This window comes from Kitasatospora sp. NE20-6 (assembly GCF_045862635.1).
Window position 1 is genome coordinate 55,731 of the sequence record NZ_BPRL01000058.1, and the last position, 16,695, is coordinate 72,425.

The following is a 16,695-nucleotide window of genomic DNA, read 5'->3' on the forward strand; positions in this document are numbered from 1 at the left end:
GGGACGGTAGCAGCTCAGTCGGCGCGGGCGCCGGTGAGTTCCCGGGAGGGCAGCCCCTCCTCCAGGTCCTCCAGGATGAGGCGCTTGGCGATGGCGTCGACCGCGGCCCGCAGCTCGGCGCTGCGCGGGCGGCCGACCTCGGCCTCCAGGCGGTCGTTGAGCCAGCCGGCCCAGGCCCGGCCGATCACGTCGGCCTCCTGCCGACCGGCCCCGGTGAGCGTGTAGTAGCCGTCGATCCGGCTGAGGTAGCCGTCGTTCGCCGCCCGGTCGAAGACCGGGGCGAGCACCTCGGGGGGAAGCCGGCGGCGGGCCGCGATGAGACCCAGCTTGGCGTGCCCGACCGTCCGGGTGAACAGCTCGACCTGCATGACGGCCCAGGCCCCCGCGATGTCGAGCCGGGTGCCGGACGCCGCGACGATCCCGCGGGCGGCCTCCTGGTCGGTGCCGCGGATGATCGTGGCGACGGCGAGTTCCAGCACGCGGGCGGAGTTCCCGGAGTTGGGCGACGCGAAGCCCTCGCCCATGTCGGTGGAGGTGGCGCGGGCGGAGTCGCGGAGCTTGACCTGCTTGAGGAAGAGCGCGACGACGAAGCCGACCGCGGCCACCGGCACCGTCCACAGGAAGACCGTGTGCAGGGCCTCCGCGTAGGCGTCGATGATCGGCGCGGCCTGGTCGGCGGGCAGCTCGTGGAGGGCCTTCGGGTTGCGGGCGGCGGCGGCGAGCACCGCGGGGTCGGCGCCGGTGGTGCGGACGGCGGTGGCGATGCCCTCGCCGAGCCTGTCGCCGATCGAGTTCGTGTAGATGGTGCCGAAGACGGCGGTGCCGAAGGAGCTGCCGAGGGTCCGGAAGAACGTGACGCCGGAGGTGGCGGTGCCCAGGTCGGCGTAGTCGACGGTGTTCTGCACGGCGATGGTCAGCACCTGCATGCACAGGCCGATGCCGGCGCCCAGCACGAGCATGTACAGCGACTGCAGCCAGCGGTTGGTGTCGGCGTCCATCAGGGAGAGCAGGAACAGGCCGACGGCCATCACCGCGGAGCCGACGATGGGGAAGATCCGGTAGCGGCCGGTGCGGCTGACGACGGTGCCGCTGAAGATCGAGGCGACCAGCAGGCCGAACACCATCGGCAGGGTGCGCACGCCGGAGACCGTCGCCGAGTCGCCGTCGACGTACTGCAGGAACGTCGGCAGGAAGGTCATCGCGCCGAGCATGGCGAAGCCGACGATGAAGCTGAGCACCGAGCAGACGCTGAAGACCGGGTTGCGGAAGAGCCGCATCGGCAGCATCGGTTCGGCGGCCCTGGTCTCCACCCAGCAGAACAGGCCGAGGGCGAGGACGCCGAGGACGAACAGGCCGATGATCGTGGGTGAGGTCCAGGCGTACTCGACGCCGCCCCAGCTGGTCGCGAGGATGACGGAGCTCGCGCCGACCGCGACGAGGGCGATGCCGAGGTAGTCGATCACCGGACGGCCGGCCGCCCGGATGGACGGGATGGTGCGGGCGGCGGCGATCACCACGACGATCGCGATCGGCACGTTGACGTAGAACGCCCACCGCCACGTCAGATGGTCGGTGAACAGCCCGCCGAGCAGCGGGCCGATGACCGTCGCGACCCCGAAGACCGCGCCGATCGCGCCCTGGTACTTGCCGCGCTCGCGCAGCGGGATGACGTCGGCGATCAGCGCCATCGAGGTCACCATCAGACCGCCCGCGCCGACGCCCTGCATGGCGCGCCAGGTGATCAGCAGCGACATGTTGGTGGCGAGACCGCACAGGAACGAGCCGGTGATGAAGACGATCGCCGAGACCTGGAAGACGACCTTGCGGCCGAAGAGGTCACCGAACTTGCCGACCAGCGCGGTCGCCACCGTCTCGGCGAGCAGGTACGACGTCACCACCCACGACATGTGCTCGGCGCCGCCGAGGTCGGAGACGATCGTCGGCAGCGCGGTGCCGACGATCGTCTGGTCGAGGGCGGCGAGCAGCATGCCGAGCATGATCGTGACGAACACGACGTTGCGCTGCCGCCGGTCCAGGACGGGCGGCGCTGCGGCGGGCGCGGGTGCGGGGCCGGTCTCACTGGTAGTCACCCTGGCATCGTCACCCGGACAGCGGCGCGGCGCCCGCGGTGGCGGCCGCCGCGGTGAACCCCGGCGGCCGGACGGCGGGTGCCGGCGCGTAGCGTGACGCCATGCAGACCGTGGAGCTGACCTGCGCCCCCGCCCTCGACACGGCGGTGCGGGAGGCCTGGGAACGACTCTCCGAGGCCGGGGTGCCGAGCCTGGCCCGCAACACGCATCCCGGGCACCGGCCCCACCTGACGCTCGCCTCGTGCGGCACGGCCCCGCCGGGCGCCCTCGCCGCCGTCGGCGAACTCGTCGCCGGGGTGCTGCCGCTGCCCGTACGGCTGACCGGGCTGCTGTCGTTCTCCGCGCGCAGCCGCCGCCGGGTGCTGAGCTGGTCGGTCGTGCCCACCGTCGACCTGCTCGGCCTGCACCGGCGGGTCTGGGAGCTGCTGGACGGCGCCGACGAGCCCAACCCGCTCTACCTGCCCGGCCGGTGGGCGCCACACCTCGGCCTGACCCGCCGTCTGGAACCCGCCGAGCTGGCCCTCGCCCACGACGTGCTCGGCCGGATGCCCGACCTCACGGGGGTGTTCGACGCGGCGCGCAGCTACGACGGCACCACCGGCGCCACGGTGCCGCTGCCGGGCTGAACGGGGAGGATGGCCGCGAGTCGCCGTCCCGGGTCGGGAGGTCCGTCGTGCTGGAACGCGTGGCCCGGGTGTCGGAGGCGGTCGCCGCCGAACCCGGCCGGACCGCGAAGATCGCCCTGCTGGCGGCCTGCCTCCGGGAGCTCGGCCCGCAGGACGGGCCGGCCGCGGTGGCCCTGCTGTCCGGCGAGTCGCGCCGGATGCGGATCGGCGTCGGGTACGCGGCGCTGCGCGAGCTGCCCTCCCCCGCCGGGACGGCCTCGCTCGGGGTCGCCGAGACGGAGGACCTGCTCGCCGGGATCGCCGGGGTGCACGGACGCGGCGCGCAGGCCGGGCGGCGGCACCTGCTGGACGACCTGTTCGGCCGTGCCACCCCGGCCGAACAGCGGCTGCTGCAGGGCGTGCTGGTCGGCGAGCTCCGGCAGGGCGCGCTGGACGGCGTGATGGCGGAGGCCGTCGCGAAGGCCGCCGGGGTGCCGGCCGCCGCGGTGCGGCGCGCCCTGATGTTCCGGGGGTCGGCGCGGGCGGTCGCGCAGGCCGCGCTGGGCGGCGGCGCCGCGGCCCTCGACGCCTTCGGACTGGAGGTCGGACGGCCGGTGCGGCCCATGCTGGCGTCCTCCGCCCCGGGCGTCGCCGAGGCACTGGCGAAGGTCTCCCCCGCGGCCCTGGAGTGGAAGCTGGACGGCATCCGGGTGCAGGTGCACCGGGACGGCGACACGGTCGCGGTGTTCACCCGCAGCCTGGACGACATCACCGCTCGGGTGCCCGAACTCGTCGAGGCCGCACGGGCGCTGCCGGTCCGCTCGGCCGTCCTGGACGGGGAGGCCGTCGCCCTCGGCCCGGACGGCCGCCCCCGGCCGTTCCAGGTGACCGCCGCGCGCACCGCCTCACGGCAGGACCCGCAGCGCCTGCGCGCCGACGTGCCGCTGCACCCGTACTTCTTCGACCTGCTGCACCGGGACGGCACCGACCTGGTCGACGAACCCGCCGGACACCGCTGGGCCGCCCTCGCGGAGGTCGTCGACCCGGCGCAGCAGGTGCCGCGGATCGTGACGGCCGGGCCCGCGGAGGCGGCCGCGTTCCTGGACGACGCCCTCGCGCACGGCCACGAGGGCGTGGTCGTCAAGGACCCGGCGGCGCCGTACGCGGCGGGACGGCGCGGCGCCGGATGGATCAAGGTGAAGCCGCACCACACGCTCGACCTCGTCGTGCTCGCCGCCGAATGGGGCGGCGGGCGGCGGCGCGGCCTGCTCAGCAACCTCCACCTGGGGGCCCGCTCCGGCGGCGAGGAGGGACTGCCCGCGTGGGTGATGCTCGGCAAGACGTTCAAGGGCCTCACCGACGAACTGCTCGCCTGGCAGACCCGGGAGCTGCTCGCCCGCGAGACCGGGCGCGGCGCGTACGAGGTGCGGGTGCGGCCGGAACTCGTCGTGGAGATCGCCTTCGACGGCCTGCAGCGCAGCCCGCGCTACCCCGCCGGGCTGGCGCTGCGCTTCGCCCGGGTCGTGCGCTACCGGGAGGACAAGACCGCCGCGGAGGCGGACACCGTCGCCACGGTGCGCTCACTCGCCGCCGACGGCGTCTGAGCCAGCCCGCCAGGCGGCCTCGTCCTGCCACGCGAGCAGGGTGCGCCGGGTCTCGAACCGCAGCGGCACACCCGTCACCGGGTCGGTGAACTCCAGCACCGAGGCGAGCAGTTGGAGCGGCCGCCGGAAGTCGTCCGGGGCCGGGTCGGGCAGCACCGCCGGATAGAGCGGATCACCGAGGATCGGCACGCCCAGCGCCGACATGTGCAGGCGCAGCTGGTGCGTGCGGCCCGTGTGCGGGAACAGCCGGTAGCGGGCGAGACCGCCGCGGCGGCCGACCGGCTCGATCCCGGTCTCGCTGTTGGGCTCCCCCGGCTCCTCGTACGCGGCGAGCTCGCCGCGCACCTTGACGATCCGGCTGCGCCGGACCGCGGGCAGGCCGGGGTCGTGCGCGGCGACGGCCTCGTACTCCTTGCGGACCGCGCGCCGCTCGAACAGGCCCTGGTAGGCGCCGCGCAGCTCGGGGCGGACGACGAACAGCACCACGCCCGCGGTGAGGCGGTCCAGCCGGTGCGCGGGGCCGAGCCCCGGCAGGCCCAGCTCGCGGCGGAGCCGGGCCAGGGCCGTCTCGGTGACGTGCCGCCCGCGCGGCGTCGTGGCCAGGAAGTGCGGCTTGTCGGCGACGACGATCCGCTCGTCGCGGTGGAGCACCGTGACCGGGAACGGCACCGGGGTCTCCGGCGCCAGGTCGCGGTGGAACCAGACCGACCCGCCCGGCTCGTACGGGGTCAGCGCCGTCAGCGGGCCGTCCGCGGTGACGAACACGCCCTCCTGCAGCATCTCCGCCAGCCGTTCGGCACCGATCGCCCGGCCGTACCGCTCCGCGAGGTAGGCGGCGGCGGTCGGCCACCCGCCGTCCGCGGGCAGCCGCAGCCGCACCGCGTCGATACCGTCCCGCTGCGGCAGCGGACCCGCCGGACCACCTCGCCTGCGTCTCACCGGGCGAACCCTACCGGTCACCGGTCCCGCACCCCGCTGCCCTGCGCGGGCTCCGGCCTGCATGGGAGGATGGCAGGGCGGAACGCCGAGCTCTGGACGGTGCCTGGCATGGAGACCCACGAGCAGGGCACGGACCCACCGGACCGCCGGGATCCGGCTGCGGAGGGTTCCGGCGGCCACGCCTCCGACGGCCTGATGAGCGTGCCGATCGCCACCGCGCTGATCTCCGACGACGGCCGGATCCTGCACTGGAGCCGCGACGCGGAGGCCCTCCTCGGCTACACCACCGAGGAGGCCGTCGGCACCTTCGCCACCCACCTGCTGATCACCGACGACCAGCTCGGCGAGGTGCTCGACCTCTTCGACGCCATCCTCGGCGGCAAGGCGTGGTCCGGGGTGTTCCCCGTCAAGCACCGCGACGGCCACCACGTGAACCTCGAATTCCGCACCCACCCCGTCGTCGGCCCCGACGGCCGCCCGCTGGTGCTCGCCATCGCCTCGGACGTCACCGCGCTGCGCCGCCTCCAGGCCGACCTGGCCGTGCTCGACGGCTTCTTCACGCAGTCCCCCGTCGGCATGGCCGTGTACGACACCGACCTGCGGTTCCTGCGGCTGAACGACGCCCTCGCCCGGATCAACGGCGTGCCGGCCTCCGACGCCATCGGCCACCGCATCACCGAGGTGCTGCCCGGCGTCAACGGCCGGGAGATCGAGGCCGCCATGCGGCGCGTCCTGGAGGGCGGGCCGCCGGTGGTCGACTCCCGGTCGCACGGCCGCACCCCCGGCGACCCCACCCACGACCACGCCTGGTCCGCCTCGTACTTCCGGCTGGAGGAACCCGGCGGGGACGTGCTCGGCGTCAGCTCGACCATCGTCGACGTCACCGAACGCCACCGGGCGGAGCGGGCGGCGGCCGCCGCCCGGGAACGGCTCACCGCCCTCGCCGACGCCACCGCCTCCATCGGCACCTCCCTCGACCTGCGCCGGACCGCCCGGGAGCTCGCCGAGGCCATCGTGCCGCGGCTGGCCGACACCGTCGGCGTGTTCGCCCTGGAGCACCTCGTCTCCGGCACCGACCCGCCCGCCGGGGACGCCGACCTGCGCGTCCGCAGGCTCGCCGTCGCCACGGCCGACCCGGGGCACCCGTTCCGCAGCCTGCCCACCGACGAGGTGTACACGGTGCCGCCCGGCTCCGCCTACGCGGAGGCCCTCACCGGCGGGCGCAGCGTGGTCACCTCCACCGGCGGACTTCCCCTGCTGGCCGACGAGGCCACGGTCGACCGGGTGCGGGAGTTCCTGGACGGCCGGGCCCGGACGGTGCGGGTCACCCCGCTCGTCGCCCGCGGCAGCGTGCTCGGCATGGTCGTGTACGCGCGCGGCCCGGACGGCCCCGAGATCGGCCCCGAGGACGGCACCCTCGGCGACGAGCTCGCCTCCCGCGCCGCCGTCGCCATCGACAACGCCCGCCTCTACCTCCACCTGGAGCAGACCGCGCAGGCCCGGGAGCACGCCCTGACCGAGGCCCGCGCCGCGCAGGAGCGCCTCGCCGTCGTCAACGCCGCCACCGCCCGCATCGGCACCACCCTCGACCTCGCCCAGACCGCCCGCGAACTCGCCGAGACCGCCAGCCCCCGGCTGGCCGACACCGTCGTCGTGGAGGTGCTCGACGCCCTCGTGCGGGGCGCGGAGAGCAGCACCGACCGGGCCGACCGGTCCGCCGTCCTGCGCCGGATGGCGTTCCACACCGTGCCCGGCAGCGGCATGTCGCCGGTCTCCCCGGCCGGCAGCGTGCACCGCTTCCACCCGTCGACGCCGTACGCCTGGGTGCTGGCGCACCGGCGGCCCGTCCTGCTGCCGCACCTGGACGAACAGGCGCTCGGCTGGTTCAACGACGACCCGGAGCGGGCCACGGCCGTCCGCGCCCAGCACGTGCGCTCCGTCATGGTCGTCCCGCTGATCGCCCGCGGCGCGGCCGTCGGCATCGCCGCCTTCTACCGCAACGTCACCGGACGGCCCTTCGACCAGGACGACCTGCGCCTCGCCCGCGAACTCGCCTCCCGCGCGGCCGTCGCCATCGACAACGCGCTGCTCTTCACCCGCGAACGCGACGCCTCCGAGCAGCGGCAGCGCGCCCTGGAGGCCGCCGGCGCCGCCCAGGCCCGCCTCGCCCTGCTCAACGAGGCCTCCAGCCGGATCGGCACCACCCTCGACCTGCAGCGCACCGCGCAGGAGCTCATCGACGTCGTCATCCCGCGCTTCGCCGACTTCGTCACCGTCGACCTGCTGGAGTCGCTGCTGCAGGGCGACGAACCGGAACCGGTGCCGCGGGACGGCTCCGTCCTGCTGCGCGCCGTCGCCGTCGGCGAACTCGACGAGCACGGCGGCATGGTCACCGCCGCCGACCCGGTCGGCGGCACCTCGCGGTCCGCCCAGCTGTACGCGCAGAGCCTGCGCACCGGCCGGTCGGTCCTCGTGCCGCACGTGGACGAGCAGGCCCTGCGCCGGATCGTCGCCCACCCCGGCCGCATCGGACCCAGCCTGGAGGCCGGTGTGCACTCCTACCTGATGGTGCCGCTGCTGGCCCGCGGCACCGTGCTCGGCGGCGTGGAGTTCGTCCGCACCCGCACCCCGGACGCCTTCACGCACGCCGACGTGGCGCTCGCCGAGGAACTCGCCGCCCGCGCCGCCGTCTGCATCGACAACGCCCGCATCTACCGGCGCGAACGCGACACCGCCCTGACCCTGCAGCGCAGCCTGCTGCCGCAGGACGTGCACCGCACCCCCGGCCTGGAGATCGCCCACCGCTACCTGCCCAGCAGCGTGATCAGCGAGGTCGGCGGCGACTGGTTCGACGTCATCCCGCTCAGCGGCGGCCGGGTCGCGCTGATCGTCGGCGACGTCATGGGCCACGGCATCCGGGCGGCCGCCACCATGGGCCAGCTGCGCACCGTCGCCCGGACCCTCATCACCCTGGAGATGGACCCGGCCCGGGTGCTGCGCCGCCTGGACGACGCGGCCGCGGCGATCGGCGAGAGCCAGTTCGCGACCTGCGTGTGCGTGCTCTTCGACCCCGTGGACCGCAGCTGCATCGCCGCCACCGCCGGACACCTGCCCCCGGTCATCGCCCGCGCGGACGGCTCCACCGAACTGCTGGTGCTGCCGCCCGGCGCCCCGCTCGGCGTCGGCGGCGTGCCGTTCGACTCGGTGCGCGCCACCCTCGACGAGGACGCCATCCTGGTGCTCTACACCGACGGCCTGGTGGAGCGCCGCGACCGCGACCTCGACGACGGCATCGACCTGCTGCGCCGCACCGTCGCCGAGCGCCGCGGCTCGCTGGAGCAGACCTGCGACGCCGTGCTCGCCGCGCTCGGTGCCTCCGCCGGGCAGGACGACATCGCGGTGATCATGGCGCACTCCCGGCCGATCGGCACCGACCAGCTGGCCCTGCTGCAGCTCGCCGGGGACCGGGCCATGGTGCGGCACGCCCGCCGGTTCGCCCGGGAGACGCTGGCCGGCTGGGGGCTCGCCGGGCTCACCGACATGGTCGAGCTGCTCACCAGCGAACTCATCACCAACGCCCTGGTGCACGCGGGCGCGCCCATCCAGCTGCGGCTGTTCCGCAACCAGCTGCTGACCGTGGAGGTCGCCGACCGGGACCGGCACGAACCGCGGCTGCGCCGTGCCCGCACCGATGACGAGGGCGGCCGCGGGATGCACCTGGTCAACGAGCTGGCCCACCGCTGGGGCGTGCGCGGCAGCCAGGACGGCAAGGTCGTCTGGTTCGAGCTGGAGCTGCCGCCCGGCGCCCGGTTCTGACGCCCCGCCGGACGCCCGCCGGCCGGGGGGAGAGGGGGAGTGCGCCTCACCCGACCGGAGCAGCGGCGTCCCCCGTCGGGGTGGGGCCTGCGGCCGGGCCGCCGTGTCGGTTCGTATGCGGGCCGCCGCGGACCGGAGGATCGGTGGCGTCCGGCATTCCGACCAGGAGGACCTCATGCGTTCCAGCCTTGCCAGGATCACCACCGCCGCCCTCGTCTCCGGCCTCGCGCTGTTCGGCGCCGCGGGCACGGCGTCCGCGCACATGGAGCACCCGCACGGCGCGTTCGCCGTCGGCGGCGACGCGTACGCCACGGAGGGCGGTGCGCTCGCGGTGGGCGGCGACGCCGAGGCGATCGTCGAGCACGCCCTCGCGGTGGGCGGCGACGCCTTCTCCGAGGAGGGTCCGGCCCTCGCCGTCGGCGGCGACGCCGACGGTGCCGGCCTCGGCCTCGCGGTCGGCGGGGACTCCTCGTCCTGACCTCCCGGCACCGCGACGGCCGGGCCGCCCGCGCGGGGCGGCCCGGCCGTCGCGCGTCCCCCTACTGCGGGGTGACGTACGCGCCGGAGATGCCGCCGTCCACCAGGAAGGTGCCGGCGGTCATGAACGAGGAGTCGTCGCTGGCCAGGAAGGCCACCGCGGCGGCGATCTCCTCCGGCTCGGCGAACCGGCCGAGCGGGATGTGCACCAGCCGGCGGGCCGCCCGCTCCGGGTCCTTGGCGAACAGCTCCTGCAGCAGCGGGGTGTTGACCGGGCCCGGGCAGAGCGCGTTGACGCGGATGCCCTCCCGGGCGAACTGCACGCCCAGCTCGCGCGACATCGCCAGCACGCCGCCCTTGGACGCCGAGTAGGAGATCTGCGAGGTCGCCGCGCCCATCACCGCGACGAACGACGCCGTGTTGATGATCGACCCCCTGCCCTGCCGCTGCATGTGCGGGATGGCGTACTTGCAGCAGAGGTACACGCTGGTGAGGTTGACGTCCTGCACCCGCTTCCAGGCGTCGAGGCCCGTGGTGAGGATCGAGTCGTCGTCCGGCGGGGAGATGCCCGCGTTGTTGAAGGCGATGTCGAGGCTGCCGTACTCCTCGACGGCACGCTCGTACATGCCGCGCACGGCCTCCTCGTCGACCACGTCGACGTGCAGGAACAGGCCGTCGACCTCGTTGGCGGCCTTGGTGCCGGACTCCTCGTCGATGTCCGCGCAGACGACCTTGGCCCCCTCGGCGGCGAACCGCCGCGCGGTGGCCAGGCCGATCCCGCTGCCGGCACCGGTGATGACCGCCACCCGGCCGTCCAGTCGCTTGGTCATGCTGGTCACTCCTCCGTGGAGATGAAGACGTTCTTGGTTTCGGTGAAGGCGTCGAGGGCGTCCGGGCCCAGCTCGCGGCCCAGCCCGGACTGCTTGAACCCGCCGAACGGCGTCGTGTGGCGCACCGAGGAGTGCGAGTTGACGGACAGGTTGCCCGCCTCCACGCCGCGCGCCACCCGCAGGGCGCGGCCGACGTCGCGGGTCCAGATCGAGCCGGAGAGGCCGTAGTCGGAGGCGTTGGCGATCCGCAGCGCGTCCTCCTCGCCGCGGAAGGGCACCACGGCGACGACCGGGCCGAAGATCTCCTCGGTGAACGCCCGGTCGTCGTGCCGCACCGGCGCCAGCACGGTCGGCGGGTACCAGAAGCCGGGGCCCTCGGGCGCGCTGCCGCGGAACGCCGCCTCCGTCACGTACGAGGCGACCCGCTCCCGGTGCGCGGCCGAGATCAGCGGCCCCATCTCGGTCTTCTCGTCGGCCGGGTCGCCGACCCGCACGCCGCGGACGGCCGGCTCCAGCAGCGCCATGAAGTCGTCGAAGACCGACTCCTCGACGAGGATCCGCGAACGGGCGCAGCAGTCCTGCCCGGCGTTGTCGAAGACCGCGTACGGCGCGGTGGCGGCGGCCTTCGCGAGGTCGGCGTCGGCGAACACGATGTTGGCGCTCTTGCCGCCGAGTTCGAGGGTGACGGGCTTCACCTGGGCCGCGCAGCCCGCCATGATCTCCCGGCCGACCCGGGTCGAGCCGGTGAACACGACCTTGCGGACGTCCGGGTGGGTGACGAAGCGCTGTCCGACGACCGGGCCGCGGCCGGGCAGGATCTCCAGCACGCCCTCGGGCAGGCCCGCCTGGAGGGCGAGTTCGCCCAGGCGCAGGGCGGTGAGCGGGGTCAGCTCGGCCGGTTTGAGGACGACGGTGTTGCCCGCGGCGAGGGCGGGGGCGAACCCCCACGCGGCGATCGGCATCGGGAAGTTCCACGGCACGATGACGCCGACGACGCCGAGCGGTTCCTTGAAGGTGAGGTCGATGCCGCCGGCGACCGGGATCTGCCGGCCGAACAGCCGCTCGGGCGCCGCCGCGTAGTACTCGACGACGTCGCGGACGTTGCCGGCCTCCCAGCGGGCGTTCCCGACGGTGTGGCCCGCGTTGGCGACCTCCAGGGCGGCCAGGTGCTCGCGGTCGGCGTCGACGGCGGCGGCGAACGCGCGCAGCAGCCGCGCCCGGTCGGCGGGGGCGATCCGCCGCCACGGCCCGAAGGCGGCCCGGGCGCGGGCGATCGCGGCGTCGGTCTCGGCGAGGCCGGCCATGGCCACGGTGGCGATCACCTCCTCGGTGGCCGGGTTGAGCACCTCGAAGAGGTCGGGCTGGGTCATCGGGCTGCCTCCTTGCAGCTGGCGGTGACGAACGCCGCGAAGAGGCGGAGGTCGTCCGGGTCGGTCTCGGGGTGCCACTGCACGCCCAGCGTGAAGCGCCGGCCGGGCAGTTCGAGCGCTTCCACGGTGCCGTCGGTGCTCCAGGCCGTGGCCCGCAGGCCCGCGCCGAGGCGGTCGGCGGCCTGGTGGTGGTAGCAGGCGACCTCCGCGGCGGTGCCGAGCACGGCCCCGAGCCGGCTGTCCGGGTCGATCCGGACCGGGCGGCGGACGAACACCGCGGGCACCTGCTGGTGGCTGCCGTCCGGGAGGTGCTGGACGAGCGTGCCGCCGAGCGCCACGTTGAGCACCTGGAGCCCGCGGCAGACGCCGAGCAGCGGGAGGTCACGGGCCAGGGCGTCCTGCAGCAGGTCGAACTCCCAGGTGTCGCGGGCCCGGTGGGGATCTCCGGTGTGCGGTCCGGCGGCGGCGCCGTAGCGGGCCGGGTCGACGTCGGAGCCTCCGGCGAGGACCAGCCCGTCGAGGGCGTCGAGCAGGTGGGCGGTGCCGCCGGGCTGCGGCGGCAGCAGCACGGGGGTGCCGCCGGCGCGGGACACCGCGTCGACGTAGGTCTGCGGGACGAGGGAGGCGCGCTGGCGCCACACCGACCAGGCGGCGTCGTCCTGGTAGCTGGTGATGCCGATCAGGGGTCTGCGGCGGCGGTCGGCGTTCACAGCCGCTCGAAGCCGCGGCGCCGCTCCCAGTCGGTCACCGCCCGGTCGTACGCGGCGGTCTCGACCCGGCCGGCGTGCGCGTAGTGGCGCACGACGTCCTTGCCGAAGGCCTCGGTGGCGGCCTCGCTGCGTTCGAAGGCGTCGACCGCGTCGCGCAGCGTGGCGGGCACCCGGGGTGCGTCGGAGGCGTACGCGTTGCCGGTGAACTCCGCTTCCAGCGGCAGCTGCTGCTCGACGCCGTGCAGTCCGGCGGCGATCAGGGCGGCGACCGCGAGGTAGGGGTTGACGTCGCCGCCGGGCACCCGGTTCTCGAAGCGCAGGGAGGATCCGTGGCCGACGACGCGCAGCGCGCAGGTGCGGTTGTCGCGGCCCCAGGCGATGGCGGTGGGCGCGAAACTGCCCGGCACGTACCGCTTGTAGGAGTTGACGGTCGGCGCCAGCAGCAGGGAGAACTCGGCGAGGCAGGCGAGCTGCCCGGCGAGGAAGTGCTCCATCGTGCGGGAGAAGCCGTACGGGCCGTCCCCGGCCATGACGGGTGCGCCGGCCGCGTCCCGCAGGCTGAGGTGGATGTGGCAGGAGTTGCCCTCGCGTTCGTCGTACTTCGCCATGAACGTGAGGCTGCAGCCCTCCTGCGCGGCGATCTCCTTGGCGCCGGTCTTGTAGACGGCGTGGTTGTCGCAGGTGGTGAGGGCCTCCGCGTACTTGAAGGCGATCTCGTGCTGGCCGAGGTTGCACTCGCCCTTGGCGGACTCGACGGTGAGTCCGGCACCCGTCATGCCGCTGCGCAGCCGGTGCAGCAGCGGCTCGACGCGGGAGGTGCCGAGGATCGAGTAGTCGCCGTTGTACTGGTTGGCCGGGGTCAGGCCGTGGTAGGCGCGGTCCCAGGCCTGCTCGTAGCTGTCGCGGAAGACGATGAACTCCAGCTCGGTGCCCGCGTACGCCTGCCAGCCGTAGTCGGCCAGGCGCTCCAGCTGGCGGCGCAGGACCTGCCGGGGCGAGACGGTGACCGGGCGGCCGTCGTGGTGGTGGACGTCGCACTGGACCATCGCGGTGGCCGGGTGCCAGGGCACCATGCGCAGCGTCGTGAGGTCGGGGGTGAGGACGAGGTCGCCGTACCCGCTCTCCCAGGAGGAGAGGGCGTAGCCGTCCACGGTGTTCATGTCGGTGTCCACGGCCAGCAGGTAGCCGCAGCCCTCGGCGGCGCCGGGCACGACGTCGGAGAGGAAGAAGTCGGCGGCGAGCCGCTTGCCCTGGAGGCGGCCCTGCATGTCGGTCATGGCGAGCACGACGGTGTCGACGGCGCCGTCGGCGACCAGGGTGCGCAGCCGGTCGAGGGTGAGCCGGGGGCTGCTCATCGGTCCTCCAGGTGGGCTTCGAGGGCGGCGAGTTGCTCCGGCGTGCCCTGGATGCGGGGGCCGGTGAACCAGTGGCGGGCGGAGGCCAGCCACCAGACGCCGGCGAAGCCGAGGACGACGCCGACCGCGACGGGCGTGTAGTTGAAGCTGACGGCGGTGACGGGGCTGGCGGTGGGCAGCATGAACAGCACGGTGATCACGGCTGTCCAGCACACCGCGACGGTCCCGATGATCCTGCTCCAGCGGCCCAGATGCCAGGGGCCGCGCGGGAAGGCGTCACCCTGGCGGAGGCGCAGGTACACCGGGATGACGTACGAGAGGTACAGCCCGATGACGGAGATCGAGGTGACCGCGGTGTAGGCGGTGGAGTTCCACAGGGCGGGCAGGCCGAGCAGGAGGGCGCCGCCGGTGGCGAGCCACACGGCGTTCGCCGGGGTGTGGGTGCGCGGGGAGATCCGGTGCCAGAGCGCCGAGCCGGGCAGCGCGCCGTCGCGGGAGAAGGCGTAGATCATGCGGGAGTTGGCGGTGACCGAGGCCATGCCGCAGAAGAACTGGGCGCCGATGACGATGAGCAGGAGGAGTTCGGCGCCGGTGGTGCCGAGGGCGTCGATGAAGATCTGCGCGGGCGGCACGCCGGTGGGGCCGTGGAGGGCGCCGTCGTAGTCCTGGATCGCGAAGGTGACGCCGAGCAGCAGCACCCAGCCGGCGACGAGGGACACGGTGATCGCGTTGACGATGCCGCGCGGACCGGAGCGGGCCGCGTCGCGGGTCTCCTCGGTCATGTGTGCGGAGGCGTCGTAGCCGGTGAGGGTGTACTGCGCGAGCAGCAGGCCGAGCATGGCGACGTAGAACTGGTCGTGGAAGCCGGTGTTGTTGACGAACTCGGTGAACACGAAGGACGCGGAGGCGTGTTTCGCCGGGACGAGCGCGAGGACGCCCACGATGACGGTCACGCCGATCAGGTGCCACCAGACGGAGACGTCGTTGAGTCGCGCCACCAGCTTCACGCCCAGCGTGTTGAGCAGCCCGTGCAGCAGCAGGATGACGGCGAAGATCGCGACGGTGTGGCCGGGGGTCGCGGCGAGGCCGAACTGCAGCGAGAGGAAGGCGTTGGTGAAGAACGCCGCGCCGTAGTCGACGCTCGCGGTCACCGCGACCTGTCCGAGGAAGTTGAACCAGCCGGTGAACCAGCTCCATGCGGCGACCCGGCTGCGGGCGAGCTTCGCCGACCAGTAGTAGAGGCCGCCCGCGGTGGGATAGCTGGAGCAGATCTCGGCCATGGCCATGCCCACGCAGAGGGTGAGCAGGCCGACCAGCGGCCACCCCCAGACGATCATCGCGGGGCCGCCGGTGTTCATGCCCATCCCGTACAGCGTCAGGCAGCCGGAGAGGATCGAGACGATGGAGAACGAGACGGCGAAGTTGGAGAAGCCCGAGAGGGAGCGGGCGAGTTCCTGGGTGTAGCCGAGCTCGTGGAGGCGCTGTTCGTCGGCGGAAACCGGCGCGGCGGCGGGCGGAAACACGGCGCTGGGAGCGTGGGCGGCGGCAGCCGGGTCGGACGGTGTGCTGCCGGATGCGGGGTCGGCGGACATGGACACCCCTGGGGAGTGAGGCGGGCCGGGACACGCGCACACGCGGCGGTGCGGTGCGCCTCCGAACACCCAATGGCCCGGAAACAGACCATTGAGCCGGTCAGCATCGTTCACCCTCCGTCGCGGGCCGTCAAGGGTGCCGGACTCCCGGCGGGTCGCCGGGACGGAGGGGCCGCCCGCGGCCGCGCCCCCCGGCCGGCCCGTCGGTACGATGCCCGCGTGGACGAGGCACCGATGGACCTGCAGGCCGAGGCGATCTTCCGGCCGGTACGGACCGGGAACGCCTTCGAGGAGACGGTCGAGCGGCTGCTGCAGGCGATCAAGCTCGGCGTCCTCGGCCACGGCGACCGGCTCCCCGCCGAACGCGACCTCGCCGTGCGGCTCGGCGTGAGCCGCGAGACGCTGCGCGAGGCGATCCGCTCGCTCCAGCAGGCAGGCTGCGTCGAATCACGCCGCGGCCGGTACGGCGGCACGTTCGTCACCTACCGGATGCCGCCGCCCGACGTCGGCGAGCTGCGCCGGGCCGCCCGCGACCTCGGCGGCGAACTGGAGGACGCCCTCACCTACCGGCTGGTCCTGGAGGCCGGCGCGGCCGAGACCGCGGCCCGCCGCGCCCTCACCGGCGAGCAGCGGGCCTACCTGCGGCGGCGGCTCGCCGACCTGGAGGCCGCACCCCCGGAGGAGTACCGCGCACTGGACTCGCGGTTCCACCTGGCGATCGCCGAGCTGACCGGCTCGCCCTCGCTCGCCGCGAGCATCGCGCAGGCCCGGATGCGCCTCAACGACCTGCTCAACGCCATCCCGATGCTGGAGCGCAACATCGACCACGCGGCGCACCAGCACCGGGCGATGGCCGGCGCGATCCTGGCGGGCGACGGCGACGCCGCCCGGCGCGCGACGGAGGAGCACCTGGCGGCGACGGCCGCACTGCTGCGCGGGTTCCTCGGCTGAACGCGGTGCGGGCCCGCACCCCCGGTCCGGGGATGCGGGCCCGGGGGCACGCGGTACGGCCGGGTTCCGGCCGGGCGTCAGCAGGTGGTCTGCGGGTGGTCAGCGGGTGAGGCCGGCCTTGACGGAGCAGACCGGCCAGGCGCCGGGGCCCTGCGCGGCCAGGACCTTCTCGGCGACCGCGATCTGCTGGGCCTTGGACGCCTGGTGCGCGTTGGCGGCGTAGGCGTGACCGCCGAAGGCGCCCCAGGTCTGCGAGGTGAACTGCAGACCGCCGTAGAAGCCGTTGCCCGAGTTGATCGCCCAGTTGCCCGTCGCCTCGCACTGCGCGACCTTGTCCCAGGTGGAGACCGGCGCGG

At 74.4% G+C, this 16,695-nt stretch carries 13 protein-coding genes; 5 read left to right on the top strand and 8 right to left on the bottom strand.

The annotated features are described in order from the left end of the window. Positions 1 to 14: 14 nt before the first annotated feature. The gene (locus SNE206_RS30955) at positions 15 to 2,090 is read right to left on the bottom strand and encodes an MDR family MFS transporter (RefSeq protein WP_407916847.1); all 2,076 of its coding nucleotides are present in this window, start codon (positions 2,088 to 2,090) and stop codon (positions 15 to 17) included. 101 nt (positions 2,091 to 2,191) lie between these two features. Between SNE206_RS30955 and SNE206_RS30960 the strand changes: the two genes are divergently transcribed. Continuing rightward, positions 2,192 to 2,716: a 2'-5' RNA ligase family protein gene (locus SNE206_RS30960; RefSeq protein WP_407916848.1), complete on the top strand. Its 525-nt coding sequence runs from the start codon at positions 2,192 to 2,194 to the stop codon at positions 2,714 to 2,716. A 47-nt stretch (positions 2,717 to 2,763) separates the two neighbouring features. Further along, complete coding sequence (locus SNE206_RS30965; protein ID WP_407916849.1) at positions 2,764 to 4,299, top strand: ATP-dependent DNA ligase; 1,536 nt, start codon at positions 2,764 to 2,766, stop codon at positions 4,297 to 4,299. Here SNE206_RS30965 and SNE206_RS30970 read toward each other — a convergent pair. After that, positions 4,276 to 5,238, bottom strand: a complete 963-nt coding sequence (locus SNE206_RS30970; protein WP_407916850.1) for a pseudouridine synthase — start codon at positions 5,236 to 5,238, stop codon at positions 4,276 to 4,278. The two genes, SNE206_RS30965 and SNE206_RS30970, sit on opposite strands and share 24 nt — an antisense overlap. Positions 5,239 to 5,346: 108 nt before the next feature. On the opposite strand from SNE206_RS30970, the gene SNE206_RS30975 reads away from it, so the two are divergent. Both SNE206_RS30975 and SNE206_RS30980 read left to right on the top strand, forming a co-directional pair. Next, a complete protein-coding gene (locus SNE206_RS30975) occupies positions 5,347 to 9,054 on the top strand; it encodes a SpoIIE family protein phosphatase (RefSeq protein ID WP_407916851.1) in 3,708 nt (1,235 codons plus the stop codon). 175 nt (positions 9,055 to 9,229) lie between these two features. Then, complete coding sequence (locus SNE206_RS30980) at positions 9,230 to 9,532, top strand: hypothetical protein (protein WP_407916852.1); 303 nt, start codon at positions 9,230 to 9,232, stop codon at positions 9,530 to 9,532. Between the two features lie 61 nt (positions 9,533 to 9,593). Here the strand turns inward: SNE206_RS30980 and SNE206_RS30985 are convergent, their stop codons facing one another. From SNE206_RS30985 to SNE206_RS31005, 5 genes are read right to left on the bottom strand one after another with little or no spacing between them, the layout of a single operon-like run. Beyond that, positions 9,594 to 10,361, bottom strand: a complete 768-nt coding sequence (locus tag SNE206_RS30985) for a 3-oxoacyl-ACP reductase (protein WP_407916853.1) — start codon at positions 10,359 to 10,361, stop codon at positions 9,594 to 9,596. 5 nt (positions 10,362 to 10,366) lie between these two features. Further along, positions 10,367 to 11,731, bottom strand: a complete 1,365-nt coding sequence (locus SNE206_RS30990) for an aldehyde dehydrogenase family protein (RefSeq protein WP_407916854.1) — start codon at positions 11,729 to 11,731, stop codon at positions 10,367 to 10,369. Continuing rightward, positions 11,728 to 12,441 carry a gamma-glutamyl-gamma-aminobutyrate hydrolase family protein gene (locus SNE206_RS30995; protein ID WP_407916855.1) on the bottom strand — a complete coding sequence of 238 codons (714 nt, stop codon included), beginning with the start codon at positions 12,439 to 12,441 and terminating at the stop codon, positions 11,728 to 11,730. The genes SNE206_RS30990 and SNE206_RS30995 overlap by 4 nt, the downstream gene beginning before the upstream one ends. Further along, positions 12,438 to 13,796 (bottom strand): glutamine synthetase family protein, encoded by a 1,359-nt coding sequence (locus tag SNE206_RS31000; protein WP_407916856.1) that lies wholly within the window; start codon positions 13,794 to 13,796, stop codon positions 12,438 to 12,440. Before SNE206_RS31000 ends, SNE206_RS30995 begins: the two co-directional genes overlap by 4 nt. Beyond that, complete coding sequence (locus SNE206_RS31005) at positions 13,793 to 15,388, bottom strand: amino acid permease (protein WP_407916857.1); 1,596 nt, start codon at positions 15,386 to 15,388, stop codon at positions 13,793 to 13,795. The genes SNE206_RS31000 and SNE206_RS31005 overlap by 4 nt, the downstream gene beginning before the upstream one ends. 234 nt (positions 15,389 to 15,622) lie before the next feature. Between SNE206_RS31005 and SNE206_RS31010 the strand changes: the two genes are divergently transcribed. After that, positions 15,623 to 16,339, top strand: coding sequence for a FadR/GntR family transcriptional regulator (locus tag SNE206_RS31010; protein WP_407916863.1), 717 nt, complete (start codon positions 15,623 to 15,625; stop codon positions 16,337 to 16,339). Between the two features lie 99 nt (positions 16,340 to 16,438). Here SNE206_RS31010 and SNE206_RS31015 read toward each other — a convergent pair. After that, on the bottom strand, positions 16,439 to 16,695 hold a 257-nt coding region (locus tag SNE206_RS31015; protein WP_407916858.1), incomplete at its 5' end, for a transglycosylase family protein.

What these genes read in the sequence shown, in the direction of transcription:
- SNE206_RS30960 (WP_407916848.1), top strand. Translation starts at nt 2,192, where the DNA reads ATGCAGACCGTGGAGCTGACCTGCGCCCCCGCCCTCGACACGGCGGTG.
- SNE206_RS30975 (WP_407916851.1), top strand. Translation starts at nt 5,347, where the DNA reads ATGGAGACCCACGAGCAGGGCACGGACCCACCGGACCGCCGGGATCCG.
- SNE206_RS30980 (WP_407916852.1), top strand. Translation starts at nt 9,230, where the DNA reads ATGCGTTCCAGCCTTGCCAGGATCACCACCGCCGCCCTCGTCTCCGGC.
- SNE206_RS30985 (WP_407916853.1), bottom strand. Translation starts at nt 10,361, where the DNA reads ATGACCAAGCGACTGGACGGCCGGGTGGCGGTCATCACCGGTGCCGGC.
- SNE206_RS30990 (WP_407916854.1), bottom strand. Translation starts at nt 11,731, where the DNA reads ATGACCCAGCCCGACCTCTTCGAGGTGCTCAACCCGGCCACCGAGGAG.
- SNE206_RS31000 (WP_407916856.1), bottom strand. Translation starts at nt 13,796, where the DNA reads ATGAGCAGCCCCCGGCTCACCCTCGACCGGCTGCGCACCCTGGTCGCC.
- SNE206_RS31005 (WP_407916857.1), bottom strand. Translation starts at nt 15,388, where the DNA reads ATGTCCGCCGACCCCGCATCCGGCAGCACACCGTCCGACCCGGCTGCC.
- SNE206_RS31010 (WP_407916863.1), top strand. Translation starts at nt 15,623, where the DNA reads ATGGACCTGCAGGCCGAGGCGATCTTCCGGCCGGTACGGACCGGGAAC.